The organism is Mycolicibacterium vinylchloridicum, assembly GCF_013404075.1.
GTDB classification, from domain to species: Bacteria; Actinomycetota; Actinomycetes; order Mycobacteriales; family Mycobacteriaceae; genus Mycobacterium; species Mycobacterium vinylchloridicum.
The window spans coordinates 1-16,402 of the sequence record NZ_JACBJQ010000013.1 but is presented as its reverse complement, the minus strand read 5'-3'; the positions used below and the strand labels follow the sequence as shown (position 1 = coordinate 16,402).

17 protein-coding genes and 1 tRNA gene are annotated in these 16,402 nt (G+C 66.9%); 7 read left to right on the top strand and 11 right to left on the bottom strand.

The genetic code is table 11. The features are described 5' to 3' along the window. Positions 1–25 precede the first annotated feature (25 nt). Positions 26–379, bottom strand: a complete 354-nt coding sequence (locus HPC46_RS13050; RefSeq protein WP_325096654.1) for a WhiB family transcriptional regulator — start codon at positions 377–379, stop codon at positions 26–28. A 292-nt stretch (positions 380–671) separates the two neighbouring features. Here HPC46_RS13050 and ponA2 point away from each other — a divergent pair, with 292 nt between their 5' ends. The 4 genes from ponA2 to HPC46_RS13030 all read left to right on the top strand — a co-directional run bounded on the left by ponA2 (position 672) and on the right by HPC46_RS13030 (position 5,607). Further along, positions 672–3,122, top strand: coding sequence for a transglycosylase/D,D-transpeptidase PonA2 (gene ponA2 / locus HPC46_RS13045; RefSeq protein WP_179470416.1), 2,451 nt, complete (start codon positions 672–674; stop codon positions 3,120–3,122). A 65-nt stretch (positions 3,123–3,187) separates the two neighbouring features. After that, positions 3,188–4,144 (top strand): metallophosphoesterase, encoded by a 957-nt coding sequence (locus tag HPC46_RS13040; RefSeq protein WP_179470414.1) that lies wholly within the window; start codon positions 3,188–3,190, stop codon positions 4,142–4,144. A 25-nt stretch (positions 4,145–4,169) separates the two neighbouring features. Next, positions 4,170–5,291 (top strand): L-cysteine desulfhydrase Cds1, encoded by a 1,122-nt coding sequence (gene cds1 / locus HPC46_RS13035; protein WP_179470412.1) that lies wholly within the window; start codon positions 4,170–4,172, stop codon positions 5,289–5,291. Between the two features lie 242 nt (positions 5,292–5,533). After that, positions 5,534–5,607 (top strand) — tRNA-Pro (locus tag HPC46_RS13030). A gap of 65 nt (positions 5,608–5,672) precedes the next feature. Here the strand turns inward: HPC46_RS13030 and HPC46_RS13025 are convergent. After that, positions 5,673–6,977 carry an alpha/beta hydrolase fold domain-containing protein gene (locus HPC46_RS13025; RefSeq protein WP_179470410.1) on the bottom strand — a complete coding sequence of 435 codons (1,305 nt, stop codon included), beginning with the start codon at positions 6,975–6,977 and terminating at the stop codon, positions 5,673–5,675. Positions 6,978–7,055: 78 nt separating this feature from the next. On the opposite strand from HPC46_RS13025, the gene HPC46_RS13020 reads away from it, so the two are divergent. Then, positions 7,056–7,658 carry a TetR/AcrR family transcriptional regulator gene (locus HPC46_RS13020; protein ID WP_179470408.1) on the top strand — a complete coding sequence of 201 codons (603 nt, stop codon included), beginning with the start codon at positions 7,056–7,058 and terminating at the stop codon, positions 7,656–7,658. Here the strand turns inward: HPC46_RS13020 and HPC46_RS13015 are convergent. The 4 genes from HPC46_RS13015 to HPC46_RS13000 all read right to left on the bottom strand — a co-directional run bounded on the left by HPC46_RS13015 (position 7,649) and on the right by HPC46_RS13000 (position 11,841). Further along, a complete protein-coding gene (locus HPC46_RS13015; protein ID WP_233716410.1) occupies positions 7,649–7,861 on the bottom strand; it encodes a three-helix bundle dimerization domain-containing protein in 213 nt (70 codons plus the stop codon). The genes HPC46_RS13020 and HPC46_RS13015 overlap by 10 nt on opposite strands. A 102-nt stretch (positions 7,862–7,963) precedes the next feature. Continuing rightward, entirely contained in the window at positions 7,964–8,545 is a 582-nt protein-coding gene (locus HPC46_RS13010; RefSeq protein ID WP_005138597.1) for a hypothetical protein, read from the bottom strand. A gap of 103 nt (positions 8,546–8,648) precedes the next feature. Then, the gene (locus HPC46_RS13005) at positions 8,649–10,160 is read right to left on the bottom strand and encodes a multicopper oxidase family protein (protein ID WP_179470404.1); all 1,512 of its coding nucleotides are present in this window, start codon (positions 10,158–10,160) and stop codon (positions 8,649–8,651) included. 10 nt (positions 10,161–10,170) lie between these two features. Further along, the gene (locus HPC46_RS13000; RefSeq protein WP_179470403.1) at positions 10,171–11,841 is read right to left on the bottom strand and encodes an FAD-binding dehydrogenase; all 1,671 of its coding nucleotides are present in this window, start codon (positions 11,839–11,841) and stop codon (positions 10,171–10,173) included. 80 nt (positions 11,842–11,921) lie between these two features. Between HPC46_RS13000 and HPC46_RS12995 the strand changes: the two genes are divergently transcribed. Beyond that, complete coding sequence (locus tag HPC46_RS12995) at positions 11,922–12,287, top strand: hypothetical protein (RefSeq protein WP_179470401.1); 366 nt, start codon at positions 11,922–11,924, stop codon at positions 12,285–12,287. A gap of 108 nt (positions 12,288–12,395) precedes the next feature. After that, a complete protein-coding gene (locus HPC46_RS12990; RefSeq protein ID WP_179470399.1) occupies positions 12,396–13,355 on the top strand; it encodes an iron-containing redox enzyme family protein in 960 nt (319 codons plus the stop codon). Here HPC46_RS12990 and HPC46_RS12985 read toward each other — a convergent pair. The 5 genes from HPC46_RS12985 to HPC46_RS12965 form a co-directional block, all read right to left on the bottom strand. After that, complete coding sequence (locus HPC46_RS12985) at positions 13,335–13,559, bottom strand: CDGSH iron-sulfur domain-containing protein (protein ID WP_005138585.1); 225 nt, start codon at positions 13,557–13,559, stop codon at positions 13,335–13,337. The genes HPC46_RS12990 and HPC46_RS12985 overlap by 21 nt on opposite strands. Continuing rightward, positions 13,556–14,251, bottom strand: a complete 696-nt coding sequence (locus tag HPC46_RS12980) for a HemK2/MTQ2 family protein methyltransferase (protein WP_179470397.1) — start codon at positions 14,249–14,251, stop codon at positions 13,556–13,558. Before HPC46_RS12980 ends, HPC46_RS12985 begins: the two co-directional genes overlap by 4 nt. 169 nt (positions 14,252–14,420) lie before the next feature. After that, complete coding sequence (locus HPC46_RS12975; RefSeq protein WP_179470391.1) at positions 14,421–14,594, bottom strand: hypothetical protein; 174 nt, start codon at positions 14,592–14,594, stop codon at positions 14,421–14,423. 59 nt (positions 14,595–14,653) lie between these two features. After that, complete coding sequence (locus HPC46_RS12970; protein ID WP_179470395.1) at positions 14,654–15,640, bottom strand: LLM class F420-dependent oxidoreductase; 987 nt, start codon at positions 15,638–15,640, stop codon at positions 14,654–14,656. A 43-nt stretch (positions 15,641–15,683) separates the two neighbouring features. Continuing rightward, the gene (locus HPC46_RS12965) at positions 15,684–16,148 is read right to left on the bottom strand and encodes a GatB/YqeY domain-containing protein (protein ID WP_179470393.1); all 465 of its coding nucleotides are present in this window, start codon (positions 16,146–16,148) and stop codon (positions 15,684–15,686) included. Positions 16,149–16,402: the final 254 nt, after the last annotated feature.

Genomic DNA, 16,402 nt, shown 5'->3' with positions numbered 1-16,402 from the left:
GATCGGCCGGGACTCATGGCGAAAGTTAGCTGACGCTGCGGTGCTTGCGCTGCGCGGCGAAGAACTCCGACCAAGACACCACCTCGGGGTGCTGCTTCAGCAATGCGCGGCGCTGACGCTCGGTCATGCCGCCCCACACACCGAACTCGACACGATTGTCCAGCGCGTCCGCACCACACTCGGCCATCACGGGACAGTGGCGGCAGATCACGGCGGCCTTGCGCTGCGCGGCGCCCCGGACAAAGAGCTCGTCAGGGTCAGTTGATCGACACAAGGCCCTCGATACCCACGCGATCCGAGCTTCCCCGTCCACACCCTGGACGGAACCGTTCAATAGCGCTGCGCTTGGCTTGCGGGCAGCAGTCCGAATACCTGACACCGACGGATCCCCTTCGTCCGGCCGCTTACGCGGCTGACAATCTTCAGGTGTAGGCCGCGTATGCGATCTACGCCACATTGCGGCTCAGAGTGTTACCTGAATCGCACTGTCTGTTTAAGTTAGGTGGTCAGGTATCTTTTGCGCAACAGTTGGATCACAGGTTTTTTGGGACGACCGTCCAGACCGATCATGAACTGGCTTTTTCTGACTCCGACGTAAATACCTTTCGATATGATCTGCCCCGCAGGGGACGCTCGGCGAGACCTCGCGAGCCCTAGTTACTCTGTTACTCATGTCGGAACGCCCTCCGGCCGGCGCAACACTCATCAAGCTGGCCTGGTGCTGCCTGTTGGCCAGCGTGCTATTGGCGGCGTTGCTGTTTCCGGTGGTCGGCGGCGTGGGATTGGTGTCCAACCGCGCATCCGATGTGGTGGCCAACGGCTCGGCCCAACTGGTCGAGGGCGAAGTACCCGCGGTGACGACCATGGTGGACGTCAAAGGCAACCCGATCGCATGGCTCTACTCACAGCGTCGCTTCGAGGTTCCCAGCGACAAAATCGCCGACACGATGAAGCTGGCAATCGTTTCGATCGAGGACAAGCGGTTTGCCGAGCATGCGGGTGTCGACTGGAAGGGCACACTGACCGGCCTGGCCGGCTACGCGTCGGGCGACCTGGACACCCGCGGCGGATCGACCATCGAGCAGCAGTACGTGAAGAACTACCAGCTGCTGGTGATTGCGCAAACCGACGCTGAAAAGCGCGCCGCGGTGGAAACCACGCCGGCGCGCAAGCTGCGCGAGATCCGGATGGCACTCACCCTGGACAAGACGTTCACCAAGCCCGAGATCCTGACCCGCTACCTCAATCTGGTCAGCTTCGGCAACGGCTCCTTCGGCATCCAGGACGCCGCGCAGACCTACTTCGGTGTCGACGCCTCCCAGCTGAACTGGCAGCAGGCCGCGCTGCTGGCCGGGTTGGTGCAGTCGACCAGCACACTGAATCCCTACACCAATCCCGACGGTGCGCTGGCCCGCCGCAATCTCGTGCTCGACACCTTGATCGACAACTGGGACACGAATGCCCCCGACTGGGCTCAGAAGGTCGACGAGCTCAAGGCCGCCAAGCAGCAACCGCTGGGCATCCTGCCGCAGCCCAACGAGCTGCCCCGCGGCTGCATTGCGGCCGGGGACCGAGCGTTCTTCTGCGACTACGTGCAGGAATATCTGGCCAGGGCGGGCATCAGCAAGGACCAGCTCGCCCGCGGCGGCTACCTGATCAAGACCACGCTGGACCCCGACGTCCAGAATTCGGTCAAGTCGGCCGTCGACTCGATCGCCGCCCCCGACATCCAGGGCGTCGCCAGCGTGATGAGCGTCGTGCTGCCCGGCAAGACGGCCCACCCGGTGGTCGCGATGGTCAGCAACCGGACCTATGGGTTGGACTCGGCGCTCGGGGAAACCATGCAGCCACAACCGTTTTCGCTCGCCGGCGACGGGGCGGGATCGGTCTTCAAAATCTTCACCACGGCCGCCGCCCTCGACATGGGGTTGGGCATCAACGCCAATCTGGACTCCCCGGTGCGTTTCGAGGCCAAGGGCCTCGGCAGCGGCGGGGCCAGGGGCTGCCCGAGTAACACCTGGTGCGTGCAGAACGCGGGCAACTATCGCGGCTCGATGAGTGTCACCGATGCGTTGGCACAATCGCCCAATACCGCCTTCGCCAAGCTCATCTCCCAAGTGGGCGTGCAGCGCACGGTCGACATGGCGGTCAAGCTGGGTCTGCGCTCCTATGCCGAGCCGGGCACCGCGCGGCCCTATGACCCCAACACCAACGAAAGCCTGGCCGACTTCATCAAGCGCCAGAACCTCGGGTCCTTCACGCTGGGCCCGATCGAGGTGAACGCCCTCGAGCTGTCCAATGTGGCCGCCACCCTGGCCTCCGGTGGCGCGTGGTGTCCACCCAGCCCGATCGACAAGCTCTACGACCGCAACGGCAACGAGGTGTCCGTCACCACCGAGACCTGCGAACAGGTGGTGCCCGAGGGGCTGGCCAACACCTTGTCCAACGCCTTGAGCAAGGACGACACCAGCGGCACCGCGGCCGGCTCAGCCGGATCGGTGGGCTGGAACCTGCCGATGTCGGGCAAGACCGGCACCACCGAGGCGCATCGGTCCTCGGCGTTCCTCGGCTACACCAATCACTACGCGGCCGCGGCCTATATCTACGACGATTCGCCCACCCCGTCGGACCTGTGCTCGTGGCCGCTGCGGCAGTGCGGTGACGGCAACCTCTACGGCGGCAACGAACCCGCCAAGACCTGGTTCACAGCGATGAAGCCAATCGCCCAGAACTTCGGCGACATCGGCCTGCCGCCCACCGATCCGCGCTACGTCGACGGCGCCCCCGGCTCGCGGGTTCCCAGTGTCTCGGGCCTGCCCCAGGGCTCCGCGCGGGACCGCCTGAAGGACGCCGGATTCCAGGTTGCCGACCAGGCCACCCCGGTCAACAGTGTGGCGCCGGCGGGCGAGGTGGTCGGCACGTCGCCCAGCGGACAAACCGTGCCCGGCTCGATCGTCACGATCCAGGTCAGCAACGGCATCCCACCGGCCCCACCCCCGCCTCCGCCGGGAGGACTGCCGATACCGGGTCTGGACGGCGCCCCATTCGGACAGACGGTTGTCGAGATCCCGGGACTGCCGCCCATCACCGTCCCGCTGCTGGCTCCGCCGCCGCCCCCGTAATCCGCATAGTTACAGACAGCCGCTCGACCCGATGAACCGCGACGGGTGGCAGTACTCTTGCCGGTATGGCTGTGCAGTCCGCAGTGAAGTCGTCCGCGCTCGTCGCCGCCGGCTCGGCCGCGCTTGCGGTCGGCTACGCCACGGTGATCGAGCGCAACGCGTTCGTTGTACGCGAAGTGACCATGCCGGTGCTCTCACCGGGCTCCACGCCGTTGCGGGTGCTGCACCTCAGCGATATCCACATGCGCCCGACGCAGCGGCACAAGCAGGCCTGGCTGCGCGAGCTGGCGCGCTGGGAGCCCGACCTGGTGGTCAACACCGGCGACAACCTGTCGCATCCCAAGGCCGTGCCCGCGGTCGTGCAGGCGGTCGGTGACCTGTTGTCGGTGCCCGGCGTCTTCGTGTTCGGCAGCAACGACTACTTCGCCCCGAAGCTGAAGAACCCCGCGAAGTATCTCTACGACAGGGACAGCCGAATCCATGGCAAGCCGCTGCCGTGGCAGGACCTGCGTGCGGCATTCACCGAGCGCGGCTGGCTGGACCTGACCCACAACCGGCGTGACTTCGAGGTCGCCGGGCTGACCATCGCGGCCGCCGGCGTCGACGACCCCCATCTGGGCCGGGACCGCTACGACACCATCGCCGGCCCGCCGAACCCGACGGCCAACCTGTCCCTCGGCGTCACCCACGCGCCCTACACCCGGGTGCTGGACCGCTTCGCCTCCGACGGCTATCAGCTGATCATGGCCGGGCACACCCACGGCGGGCAGCTGTGCCTGCCGTTCTACGGCGCGCTCGTCACCAACTGCGATCTGGACCGCTCCCGCGCCAAAGGCGCCTCGCGCTGGGGCGCGCAGACCGCGCTGCACGTGTCGGCGGGCATCGGCACCAGTCCGTTCTCGCCGTTCCGGTTCTGCTGCCGTCCCGAGGCGACCCTGCTGACCCTGGTCGGCGCGCCGACCGGCGGGCACGACGAGACGCGAAACGTGGTGCGCTCCAGCCCTACCGCCTCGGTGCGGTGAGCCCCGCCTGCTGTACCGACCGGCGATGACCACCGTTGCCGCTCATACCCGGCCACGCGGCTGGGTCGACAACGCCATCCGGCTGATCGAGGCCGACAGCCGACGCAGTGCCGACACCCATCTGCTGCGCTATCCGCTGCCGACCGCGTGGTGCATGGAGGCGGACATCGCGCTGTACCTCAAAGACGAGTCGACGCACATCACCGGCAGCCTCAAGCATCGGCTCGCGCGGTCGCTGTTCCTCTATGGGCTGTGCAACGGCTGGATCGACGAGCACACGACGGTGGTCGAGGCGTCCTCCGGGTCGACGGCGGTGTCCGAGGCGTATTTCGCCGCGCTGCTGGGTCTGCCGTTCGTCGCGGTGATGACGACCTCAACGAGTGCGTCGAAGGTCAAGCTGATCGAGGCGCAGGGCGGGCGGTGTCACTTCGTCGAGCGGCCCGGTGATGTCTACACCGAGGCGCAGCGGATCGCCGACGAGACCGGCGGCCACTACCTGGACCAGTTCACCAACGCCGAACGGGCCACCGACTGGCGAGGCAACAACAACATCGCCGAGTCGATCTATGAGCAGATGAGCGCAGAACGCCATCCGATCCCGGCGTGGATTGTGGTCGGGGCCGGCACCGGCGGCACCAGCGCCACGATCGGACGCTACATCCGGTATCGGCGCCATGAGACGAAGCTCTGCGTGGTCGACCCGGAGAACTCGGCGTTCTTTCCTTCTTATGCGCAACGCCGGCGTGACATCGTCACCGGGTCGTCGTCCCGGATCGAGGGCATCGGCCGGCCGCGGGTGGAGCCATCGTTTCAGCCCGAGATCGTCGACCGGATGGTCAGTGTGCCCGACGCCGCATCGATCGCGGCGGCCCATCACGTCTCGCGGGTGTTGGGTCGACGGGTCGGCCCGTCGACGGGGACCAACGTCTGGGGCGCGTTCGGCTTGCTGGCCGAGATGGTCGCTGCCGGGGTGGGTGGCTCGGTGGTCACCCTGATCGCCGATAGCGGGGATCGCTATGCCGACACCTACTACCACGCCGACTGGCTAGCGGCTCACGACCTCGATCCGAGCGTGTACGCCGGCGCCTTGGCCGAGTTCGAACGCTCCTGCGGCTGGGCCTGGTCCGGCTCGTCGACGGCGTCGTAATCGCCGGTCACGACCAGCCACAACGCAGCTAGTAGGAAGAATCCCCCGTACACAACGGCCCCCAAAGCGGTCATCATCCGCTCCACCTTTCGCTGCTCGGCGTAACTGTTCGCGCCGACAGTCTCCATAACGCCACCGACAACCCAGATCCATCCCGCGACGCGCCACGAACTTGGCCAGCGGGGGTGACTAGCCGTTTGGCTTCTCACCGGTCCCGTGCGATACGCTGTCGTGGCTTCACGCGGGGTGTGGCGCAGCTTGGTAGCGCGCTTCGTTCGGGACGAAGAGGTCGTGGGTTCGAATCCCGCCACCCCGACTCGTGTTTTCGCAGTAGGGCCTTGATCGAGAAATTCGGTTGAGGCCTTTTTACTTGCGCGCCGCCTACAGTCCGAGCGCGCTGTAGATGCCGGGTCGCTCCCGGTAGGAGTCCGGCAGCGCGAAGATCGTCCAGTCGTGGAACTGACCTTCCCGCAGCACGAAGGTGAAGTCGGCGTCCTCGGCGATCGCCTTGTCGCGCAGGCGCAGCGCCTGCTGCGTGAGCAGATCCCGCGAGCTGGTGTACACGGTCGTCGGCGGCAGCCCGTCCAGAGAGCCGTAGATCGGGCTCACGAGCGGATCGGCGGGGTCGAGATCGCCCGCCCAGGTGAGCAGGTCGTTGTTGTCGCCGCTACGGCCATTACCCAGCAGCGGGTCGTCCACCGGGTTCTCGAAGGTGTCACTGAGGTCGAGGGCCGGCGCCAGCAGAAGAAGACGGTGCGGCTGGGTGCCGTTGCGCTTGACGATCTCCTGCAACGCGGCCAGCGCGATGTTGCCGCCGGCCGAATCGCCGACCACGCTCACGTTGTCGGAGCCGTGCGCCGCGACCTGTGCGCTGATGAAGTCGGCCATCACCGGTATGTCCGTGGCCGCATTGCCAACCGGCGCAAGGGTATAGAGCGGAACCACGACGGTCGCGCCGGTGTCCCGCGCCATATCGGTGTAGGTGAGCCAATGGAAGATGCTGATCTGGCCGATGAACGAGCCGCCGTGGATTCCCACGACGTACTGACCGCTCGCATTGCGCGGCGTCAGTGTCCACACCGCCATGCCTTCGTATTCGGTCTTCTCCGCCTTGATTCCGGAGAGCAGGAAGGAGTCCGGCACACCGTCGGTGAAGAACGGGATCTGCGCGCTGCTGCCGCTGAGGCTGAATGGCAGATGGAATGTCGTTGTCACCCAGTTGATCGCCCGCAGGACGCCCACCACCGCCCGCTGCACCATCGTCGGCGGCGGCCCGGAATACAGGCTCTCGTCGACCGGCGGCGCCGCTTCTGCCGACACCGCCTCCGCCTTGGCCGGCACCCTCGCTGACGTTGCGGCTGCCGGCGGCGCGGCTGTACTGCCAGAGGCTGTCTCGTCGCCGCGGCGGGTTACGCCCGCTACCGAAAGCGCTACAGCGACAGCGTTGGGCGCCTTCGGAATTCGGTTGGGTGCCGCCTTCGAGCTCGCCGCCACCGTTTGCACAGTGCGGACCTTGTGTCGCGCGGTTGACGCTGCCGGCTTGGCCGATGACGACGAAGCTGCGCCTGAGGGCGACGATCCGGCGTCCGCCGACGCGACGCCCTGCGCGGCGATCGCGATGCCCGCACCCACCCCGAGGGCGGCGGCAAGCCCCCCGATCCGTCCGACCAACGCTGATGCAGCCATGGCGCGAACGTAGCACCGGCAGTAAACCCGTCGAGGTGTTTTCTATTTTTATAGAAGCCTCGGCTACATTTGCTACCGATGCGACGTAAGCCCGACGGAGACCAGCGGCGCCGCGATCTCTGCGACGCGGCGATCACTGTGCTGGCAGAACAGGGCACCAAAGGGCTGAGCCACATCAAGGTCGACCGGGCCGCCGGCGTTTCGGACGGGACAACGTCGGCGTACTTCCGGACGCGGTCGGCCCTGCTCGTCGCGACGACACAGCGCGTGGTCGAACTCGACCTCATCGGCCTGGAGAGGGCCAGGAGCGCGGCCGCCGGCGAGGACGAGGAGATGCCCCGACTGGCCGACGTGGTGGCCGCCGCCGCCGCGGAGCCGCACCTGACCCGCGCCAAGGCACGGTACGAGCTCAATATGCTCGCCACCCGGGAACCCGCGATCCGCGACCTCGTCCGCCGCGCGAACGACGGCTTCGCCGAACTGTTCCGCGAGATGATGCTGCGCCTGCTGCCGGACGGAGATGACCTCCCGCCGTCCGTCGTCGACGACTTGAGCGCCATCACTCAGACATTCATCAGCGGAGTGCTGGGTCGCTACGCGGTCGGCGATTTCAGCATCAGCGACCCCGACGAAATAGACCGGCTCATTCGAAGAATGCTTGCGCTGCAACCCTATTCGTAAGATACGTCGAGTTCGTCCAGCGCCGTTTGCGCCCGTCGCTCGACGAAGAGCGGAACGTACTCGCGAATGCGCGCGCCATTGAACCGGGCATGCAGCTCTTCGACCACTTCGGCGATGGTCGACGACGACAACGTGGGATAGCTCAGGGCGAGTCGTTCGATGACTTCCCCCAGCTGCGTGGTTTCGTCCAGCGCCCTAGTCATGGGCATTCAATTTCGCACCACGTTCACCGGCCGTCAACCCTGGCGGCTCTAAGAAAAACTCACCCCCGGACCGGCGTGGCCCGAGGGTGAATCAGTTCCGCGTCAGAAGCCTGGCGGCGGCGGCAATGCCGGCGGCGGCGGCAGCGGCGGGGGTCCCGGCAGTGGCGGTGAGCCCGGCAGGAACGGAATCCACGGCGGCGGCGGCAGAGCCGGTGGCGGGGGCAGCGGCGGCGGGCCGATCGCGGGAGGCGGCGGCAGCGGACCGAGCGCGGGTGGCGGCGGCAGCGCCGGGGCCGCCGGCAACGCGGCAGCCGCCGGAACCGAAGCCGCGGTCAAACCCCCGAACGGATTCCAGCCGTTCTGAAACGCCCCGAACACCAGCGCGGAGCCCACACTGCCGGCCACGGCGGTCGTACCGCCGATCGCACCATTGGCGATCGGCACACCGATCGCCAGCCCGACATTCTGCGCCGCCTGGTCCTGGGCCGTCTGACGGGCCTCGTCCACCGAACGGCCGATGGTGTTGTTGTACGTGCTCGTCAAGCTGTCGAGGTAGGTCTGCAGATCCGACCCCTGGTCGGCCGGCTGCGGTGCGGCGGACGCCGTGCCGGCCGCCGCAAACACCGCCGCCAACGACAACGACGTGACAGCCACCGCTCGTAGCGATGTGCGTCGAAGGCTCACTTCGGCCCCCTTCCTGATGGAGCCATAGTATCGGGCCGCAGCCCAGATAGACATCCCTCCGTATTGACGCTGAAGTCAAATCGGCCCAGCAACCGCCAAAGGCTCAGTTCAGGTAGTCGAACGTCGTCATCATCCCGGCTTCTGCGTGGTAGGTGTTGTGGCAGTGCAGCGGCCAATACCCGGGGTTGTCGGCCAGGATGGCGACCCGGACGGACTGGTTGGGCAGCACGATCACGGTGTCCTTGCGCGCACCCATCCCGCCGTTGGCGGTCATCACCGCGAAGGTGTGTCCGTGCAGGTGCATCGGGTGCCACATGCTGGTCTTGTTCGCGAACGTCATCGTGGCCTGCTGGCCCTGCGTGATCGCGAACGGCTTGTTGTTCGGGTACGGCCCGTTGACGCCCCATTGGTAAGCCGTCATGTTGCCGCTGAGGTCGGCCGTGAGTTCGGCGTCAGCCTTGCTGAACGCCAGCTGAGCGCCCGGGGCTGCGGTGAACATATCGACGGTGCCGATGCGCCCGTTGAGCTCCGGTGGCCGGAACCCGGCGTCGGGCGCCGACCCCGCACCGGTATTCAGCACGGCGCGCGCCAGCGCGTTCTTACCCTCGGCGAGCGCGACGAGCGGGAACACACCGTCACCCGCGGTGATGACAGCGTCGTAGCGCTCCCCCATCCCCATCAGCAGTGCGTCCACCTCGACCGGCTCTACCGGGAACCCGTCGGTGTGAGTGACGGTCATCCGATGCCCCGCCAGCGCGATACGGAAAGCGGTATCCGCGCCGGCGTTGATGATCCGCAATCTGACTCGCTGCCCCGGCTTGGCAGTGAAAGTGGTTGGCGCTTCCGGGATTCTGCCGTTGACCAGATAGTAGGGATACATGACGTCGCCGGCGTCGCCGCCGAGCAGCCTGCTGGACGGCCCGCCCATGCTCATCCCGGACATACCGCCCTTACGCAGGTCCGCGTAGATCTGCTCGGGCGAGGGTCCCACACCGTCGGTCCAATCGTCCAGCACCACAATCCATTCGGCGTCGTAGTCGGCGGGCGCGTTCGGGTCGTTGATGATCAACGGCAGGTACAGTCCGGTGTCGGCGTTGACTCCGGTATGTGGATGCGCCCAGTACGTGCCGGCGTTCGGAACCGAGAACCGGTAGGTGAACGTACCGCCGGGCGCAATGTTGGGCGTGGCGGGTTCGACCCCGTCCATGTTGTTGCGCAACGCGATTCCGTGCCAGTGCACCGAGGTCGGACCGCTGAGCTTATTGGTCACGGTGGCGACGATCTCGTCGCCGACGTTGGCCCGAATCAGCGGGCCCGGAATGGTGTCGGCATAGCCCCTGGTGTCGACCACCCGCCCGCCCAGGTCGACGGTGACCGGTCCCGGGTTGAGCGTGACGGTGACGGTCTTGCCGCTGTGCGGACGCGCCGCCTCCGCGGCGTCGATCGCGGCGGTCAGACCCGATGGCACCGCGGTGGGTTGCGTCTGCAGCGGTGCCTCCGCCGGGGCGCCACTGTGTCCGCACGCCGCCAACGCCGCACCGGCGCCGGCCGCAATGCCCGACGCCAGGAATGCCCGTCGGCTCAATTGCCAACGCTCGGAGCCAGATTCATTCATTGCTGCCTCGTCATAATGCCGTTACGGCCGCCCTGCCGGCGGCGCGACCCGAGAACAGGCAGCCACCGAGGAACGTTCCCTCCAGCGCGTTGTAGCCGTGCACGCCGCCGCCGCCGAATCCGGCGACCTCGCCCGCGGCGTACAGACCGTCGATCGGATTGCCGTCGAGACCAATCGCGCGCGACGACAGATCGGTCTGGATGCCGCCGAGGGTCTTTCGGGTCAGGATGTGCAGCTTCACCCCGATCAGCGGCCCGGCCGCCGGATCGAGGATGCGGTGCGGTGCGGCGGTGCGCCCGATCCGGTCACCGATATACCGCCGCGAGTTGCGGATCCCTTGCACCTGAGCATCTTTGGCGTAGGGATTGGCCATTTGCAAATCCCGGGCCTTGATCTGCTCGCGGATCCGCCCGGCGTCGAGCAGTGGTTCCTCGGTCAGCGCATTCATCTTCGCCACCAGATCGTCGAGCCCGTCCGCGACGACGAAGTCCGCGCCGTGGCGTTTGAAGGCCTCCACCGGTGCGGGCGCCCCCTTGCTCAACAACCGCTCTTTGAGGAACCCGGCGCGGTCCTTGCCGGTGATGTCCGGGTTCTGCTCGGAGCCCGACAGGGCGAACTCCCGCTCGATGATCTTCTGGGTGAGGATGAACCAGCTGTGGTCGTAGCCCGCGATGTCGGGTGTGGTGCGCAGGTAGCGCAGCGTACCCAGCGTGTCGTAGCCAGGCAGGTACGGCTCGGGCAGCCGACGGCCCAGCGCGTCGAACCACATCGAGGACGGGCCCGGCAGGATTCGGATCGCGTGCGACGGCCAGATCGGCGCCCAGTTCTGCACACCTTCGGTGTAGTGCCACATCCGGTCCCGGTTGACCAGGCGCACTCCGGCGTCGGCCGCGATGTCGAGCATCCGGCCGTCGACGTAGGCCGGCACGCCGGTGATCATCGAAACCGGCGGGGTGCCCATCCGCTGCGGCCAGTACCGCCGCACGATGTCGTGGTCACCGCCGATACCCCCGGTGGTGACGATGACGGCCTGAGCACGGAATTCGAAGTCCCCCAGGATATCCCGATTCGACGGCGCGCCACGGGGGGAGTCGTCGGGTGCCAACACCGCACCTCGCACCCCGGTGACGGCGCCGTCGGTGACGACGAGTTCGTCGACCCGGTGCCGGTGCCGGAAGGTCACCAGCCCACGTCGCGCGGCGTCTTGCACCGCGGCGACGAACGGCTCGACCACCCCGGTACCGGTGCCCCAGGCGACATGGAAGCGGGGCACCGAATTGCCGTGTCCGTCCGCGCGCAGGTCCCCGCGCTCGGCCCAGCCGACGGTGGGCAGAAACCTGATGCCGTGCCCCAGCAGCCAGGAGCGTTTCTCCCCGGCGGCGAACTCGACATAGGCCCGGGCCCACCGGACCGCCCAACTGTCCTCGTCGTCGATCCGGTCGAACTGGGCGCTACCCGACCAATCGCTCCACGCCAGCTCCAGACTGTCCTTGACACCCAGGCGACGCTGTTCGGGGCTGTCGACCAGGAACAGGCCGCCGAAGGACCAGAACGCCTGCCCGCCGAGGTTCGCCTCGTTCTCCTGGTCGATCAGGACGACCTTCTTACCGCGACTGGCCAACTCTGAGGTGGCGACCAGACCGGCCAGGCCGGCGCCGACCACGATGACATCTGCGTCCATGCTGAGCCCTTCGGGTGTCGAGACAGGCCCACCGTACTTTTCCCTATCGCGCCGCTGGTCGGGGCACTATCGTCGCGACCATGACGGACATCCGTTTCGACAGCTGGTACAAACCGCTGGCCACACCGCTGGGCCTCGGCCCGAGCCGAAGCGACGTCACCGTCGACAACGGCACTCTGCATGTCTCGATGGGCTGGGGCTTCTCGGCCGACATTCCGCTGGCATCCATCACCGAGGCCAAGCCGGCCAAGGGCCCCTTCCTCGGCTGGGGCGTGCACGGATTCCGGGGGCGCTGGCTGGTTAACGGTTCCTCGAGGGGAGTCGTCGAGTTGACCATCGACCCGCCGGTGCAAGCCAAGATCGTTGGTGTTTCGACAACGCTGCGCACGCTACTGGTCAGCGTCACCGACCCCGAGGCGCTCATCGCCGCTTGCGCCCGCAACTAAAGTGACGCACGGGGTTTAGCTCCCCCTCCTGCCGGGGATAAGCCTTAGGTGACGCTCGCCCCCCTAGCCCTCGAACCCCGCCTCCCGGAAGCTCGAGGGCCGCTGTCGATGGCAGTACTCGAACTCCTGACCGAGCGCGCGCCGCGCAATTACCTGCTTCGGGTCGAGGCGCCCGTTCGCGATTCCGACCCCTATGGCATCGACCTACAGCTCGCGCTCTACGTCTGCTACGAATTGCACTACCGCGGGTTTGCCGGTGTCGATCCGGGCTGGGAATGGAACCCGGGGCTGCTGTATCTGCGATCGCATCTCGAGAACGCGTTCCTGTCCACAGTCCAACGCGATGTCGGCCCGATCAGCGCCGAGGACACCGCCGACGCCGAGATGGAACGGCTGGCCATGGAACCGGTCGACGGGTCGGGGCCGTCCTACCACCTGCGTGACATCGGCACCTGGGAGCAGATGCAGGAGTACTTCGTGCACCGCTCGCTGTACCACCTCAAGGAGGGTGACCCCCACGCCTGGGCCATCCCCCGGCTGACCGGACATTCCAAGGCCGCCTTCGTTGCGGTTGAATTCGACGAGTTCGGCGGTGGCAGAGGCGATCACGTGCACCAGCAGCTCTTCGCCGACCTGATGGTCGCCGCCGGCCTGGATGCCTCCTACCTCGGATACATCGACGCCGTCCCCGCCGAGTCGTTGGCCGTGGTGAATCTGATGTCCCTGTTCGGCCTGCACCGCGAGCACCGGGGTGCGGCGATCGGCCACTTCGCCTCCACCGAGATCACCTCACCACCGGGATCACGCCGTCTGGTCGACGCCCTGGAGCGCCTGGGCGCCCCTGACACCTGCACCCGGTTCTACCGCGAGCACGTCGAAGCCGACGCGGTGCACGAACAGGTGGTGCGCACCGACGTCGTCGGTGACCTGGTGGGCCGCGAGCCGGCGCTGGACCGCGATGTGGTGTTCGGCATCCGCGCACACGAACTGGTGGAAAGCCGGTTGGCCTATCAGTTGATGAAGAACTGGACCAACGGGCGTAGCTCGTTACGCCGGCCGCTGAGCTGACGGCTCGTCGTCGGACCGCCGCCGTCGCCGATGGCTGGTGTCACACAACGGGAAAGTCTTGCTGCGCCGGCACATACAGATGGCGACCATGAACCGGTCGGACTCGACGACGGTGCCGTCAGGCATTTCGATCCGCACCGGACCCTGCACCATCATCGGACCGCCGGAAACGATCCGGACCAACCGGGGTTCGTCCTCGCTCACCGCTTCTCCGCGCGAATCACCACGATCTCCTCCACCCGCCTGCCGATGGGCAGCATACCAATGCTCTCCATCCACTTCGCCCGCGCGGCGAGGACCGGACCAAACGGAATGAGCTGGCTGAGAACCACTTCGGCACGCAAACCACCTCGTCGGAGCCGACGAAGCGACTGCTCGGTGTCGGCGAACTCGGACTGGACGATCAGCATCGTGCCGCCTGCGGTGAGGAGTTCGGGTGCGCAGTCGCAGATCGGGTTCAGAACCTCACGGCCATCCAGACCGGCATTCCATGCCGTCGCAGGGCCTACTCCGGCGGGGATGCACTCCAGATCGGCATCGGGACCCGTTGGCACATAAGGCGGATTCGAGACGACCACGTCGAACGGGCCGGCCAGGAACGCATCGACCCACATTCCCACGCGGGCGTCCACGCAGACGCCGGCTTCCGTAGCGTTGGACGTTGCGCAAGCCACCGCGTCCGGGCAGATGTCGAATGCCGTGACGGTGCGCGCACCGAGTTGTGCGGCGGCAACCGCCACGGCGCCGCTCCCTGTGCACAGATCCAGTACGTGGCGTCCGGTGACCGCGCCGCTGCGGGTCATCGCCTCGATCAGCAGCTGTGAATCATGTTGTGGCACATAGACACCTGGGGTCACATGCACTGAGTCCCGGACATCGGGGGACAGAATGGTCAACGTTGGCCTTTCGACAGTCGAGCGCGCACTGTTGTTGTCAAGGCGCTGCGGCAACTAATGCCCATTTACCGCAGCGTTAAACCCGATAGGCGCGTTGGCCTGAGTTGTGGCTACGAATCCCGCCGTCGCAGGGCTACCGCCGCAGCCGTCAAGGACGCGATGCCCAGACCTAATCCGGCGGCTCGTGATCGGGCGGCTCGGCCACGTCCGGTGCGACTTCGCGGGTGGCCTGACCACCCTTACCGCCCATGTCTTTCGGGCCGGGCCGGTCGATCCTGCGTACTTCCTTATGGTCGTCGGTGTAGTCGGCGTGGTCGTCGTCGTCCGAGGTCCGTTCGGTCATGGCCGAGGCGAATACCCCGCGACGGCGCTTTCAATCGCACAGTGGGCCGCATCACGGCATCAGTTCGCCGCTGCGCGAAGTTTCTCCAAGAGCGGTTCGGCGGCCTTCGCCAGGAACTCGTCCTGCCTCTCGTCACCGATCTGCACCAGCGCGATGTCGGTGAAACCGGCCTCCCAATAGGGACGCACCGCCTCCACGATCCCGTCCAGGTCCGGTCCGCACGGAATACTCTGCGCGACCGCGTCCGGGCTGACGAATCGGGTGGCACCGGCGAAGCCCGCCGGGGTCGGCAGATCCGCGTTGACGTCCCACCCGCCACCGAACCACCGGAATTCGGCGTGGGCTCGTTCGACCGCGGCGCCACGGTCGGGATCCCAGCAGATCGGGATCTGCCCGATCACCCGGCCGCCGCCGGGCAGCCCGGTGGCCTGGCGGGCTGCGTGCCAGCCGGTGACCAGTTTGTCGTCGGGTTCGACGGCGATCATGTGGTCGCCCAGCTTGGCGAAGGCGTGCAGTGACCGTTCGCCGGAGACCGCCACGCCGATGGTCACGGGTTCTTCGGGGATGTCCCAGATTCGTGCCGAATCAATCTGGAAGTAGTCACCCTTGTGGTCGACGAGTTCGCCACTGAGAAGTTGACGGATGATGACGATCGCCTCGCTGAGCATGTCGTGGCGGCGCTGGACGGTCGGCCAGCCCTTGCCGACGATGTGTTCGTTGAGGTTTTCTCCGGAGCCAAGGCCCAGGGCGAATCGGCCGTCGGCCAGGATCTGCAGGGTAGCGGCCTGCTGCGCGACGACCGCCGGGTGATAGCGCATCGTCGGGCAGGTCACGTAGGTGTACAGCGCGACCCGGTCGGTGGCGTGGGCCACCGCTCCCAGCAGCGTCCAGGCGTTGGGCGCGTGCCCCTGGGTGGTCAGCCAAGGCGAGAAGTGGTCACTGCTCACCTCGAAGTCGAAGCCGGCACGTTCAGCTGAAACTGCGTACTGCACAAGGTCTTTCGGGCCGCTCTGCTCGGTCATCAGGGTGTATCCGAAGCGCGTCATGCGCCACGGGTACCCGCGCGTCACCGAGCGAAACGGGCTACCACTAGAGGCGCGCCTTGACCGCCGCCGACAGCCGGGATCCGTCGGCCTTACCCGCGGCGATCGCGGTGGCCGCCTTCATCACCAATCCCATGTTCTTCGTCGACGGGCGTTCGCCGAGTTCCTCGGCCACCTGCGCGATCGCGGTGTCTGCCACGTCGGCCACCTCGGCGTCGGTCAGCGGAGTCGGCAGGTACTCATCGATGATCCGGGCTTCGGCGTGTTCCTCGGCGGCCAGCTCGCCGCGGCCGTTCTGGGTGTAGATCTCAGCGGACTCGCTGCGCTTCTTGGATTCCCTGGCGAGCACCTTGAGCACCTCCTCGTCGGAGAGGTCTCGCGCCTGCTTGCCCGAGACCTCTTCGGTCTGGATCGCCGCGAGCAGCAGCCGCAGCGTGGCCGTGCGCAGTTTGTCCTGGGTCTTCATCGCATCGGTGAGGTCCGACCTCAGCCGCTCCTTGAGCTCCGCCATGGCCCAAACGCTACGCGCCCGAGATGGACACAACGTTGAGAAATGATGCGCCTCTCGACAGGATGGGCTCATGAGCAACGACGTCGGGGGCGTTGTCCGGTGACGGTACCTCCTTCCGGACCACCCGGACCGCCGCCCGGATGGCCTGGTCAACCGCAGTTCACGCCACCGGGATACCCACCGCCCGGACCCGCCGCCGGTTATCCGCCGCCCGGATATCCCCCGCCGGGATACCCGGGCGGTGGGTATCCGGG

What these genes read in the sequence shown, in the direction of transcription:
- HPC46_RS12970 (WP_179470395.1), bottom strand. Translation starts at nt 15,640, where the DNA reads ATGACGCGCTTCGGATACACCCTGATGACCGAGCAGAGCGGCCCGAAA.
- HPC46_RS13040 (WP_179470414.1), top strand. Translation starts at nt 3,188, where the DNA reads ATGGCTGTGCAGTCCGCAGTGAAGTCGTCCGCGCTCGTCGCCGCCGGC.
- HPC46_RS12965 (WP_179470393.1), bottom strand. Translation starts at nt 16,148, where the DNA reads ATGGCGGAGCTCAAGGAGCGGCTGAGGTCGGACCTCACCGATGCGATG.
- HPC46_RS13000 (WP_179470403.1), bottom strand. Translation starts at nt 11,841, where the DNA reads ATGGACGCAGATGTCATCGTGGTCGGCGCCGGCCTGGCCGGTCTGGTC.
- HPC46_RS13005 (WP_179470404.1), bottom strand. Translation starts at nt 10,160, where the DNA reads ATGAATGAATCTGGCTCCGAGCGTTGGCAATTGAGCCGACGGGCATTC.
- HPC46_RS12990 (WP_179470399.1), top strand. Translation starts at nt 12,396, where the DNA reads ATGGCAGTACTCGAACTCCTGACCGAGCGCGCGCCGCGCAATTACCTG.
- HPC46_RS13025 (WP_179470410.1), bottom strand. Translation starts at nt 6,977, where the DNA reads ATGGCTGCATCAGCGTTGGTCGGACGGATCGGGGGGCTTGCCGCCGCC.
- HPC46_RS12975 (WP_179470391.1), bottom strand. Translation starts at nt 14,594, where the DNA reads ATGACCGAACGGACCTCGGACGACGACGACCACGCCGACTACACCGAC.
- HPC46_RS13015 (WP_233716410.1), bottom strand. Translation starts at nt 7,861, where the DNA reads ATGACTAGGGCGCTGGACGAAACCACGCAGCTGGGGGAAGTCATCGAA.
- ponA2 (WP_179470416.1), top strand. Translation starts at nt 672, where the DNA reads ATGTCGGAACGCCCTCCGGCCGGCGCAACACTCATCAAGCTGGCCTGG.
- HPC46_RS12995 (WP_179470401.1), top strand. Translation starts at nt 11,922, where the DNA reads ATGACGGACATCCGTTTCGACAGCTGGTACAAACCGCTGGCCACACCG.
- cds1 (WP_179470412.1), top strand. Translation starts at nt 4,170, where the DNA reads ATGACCACCGTTGCCGCTCATACCCGGCCACGCGGCTGGGTCGACAAC.
- HPC46_RS13020 (WP_179470408.1), top strand. Translation starts at nt 7,056, where the DNA reads ATGCGACGTAAGCCCGACGGAGACCAGCGGCGCCGCGATCTCTGCGAC.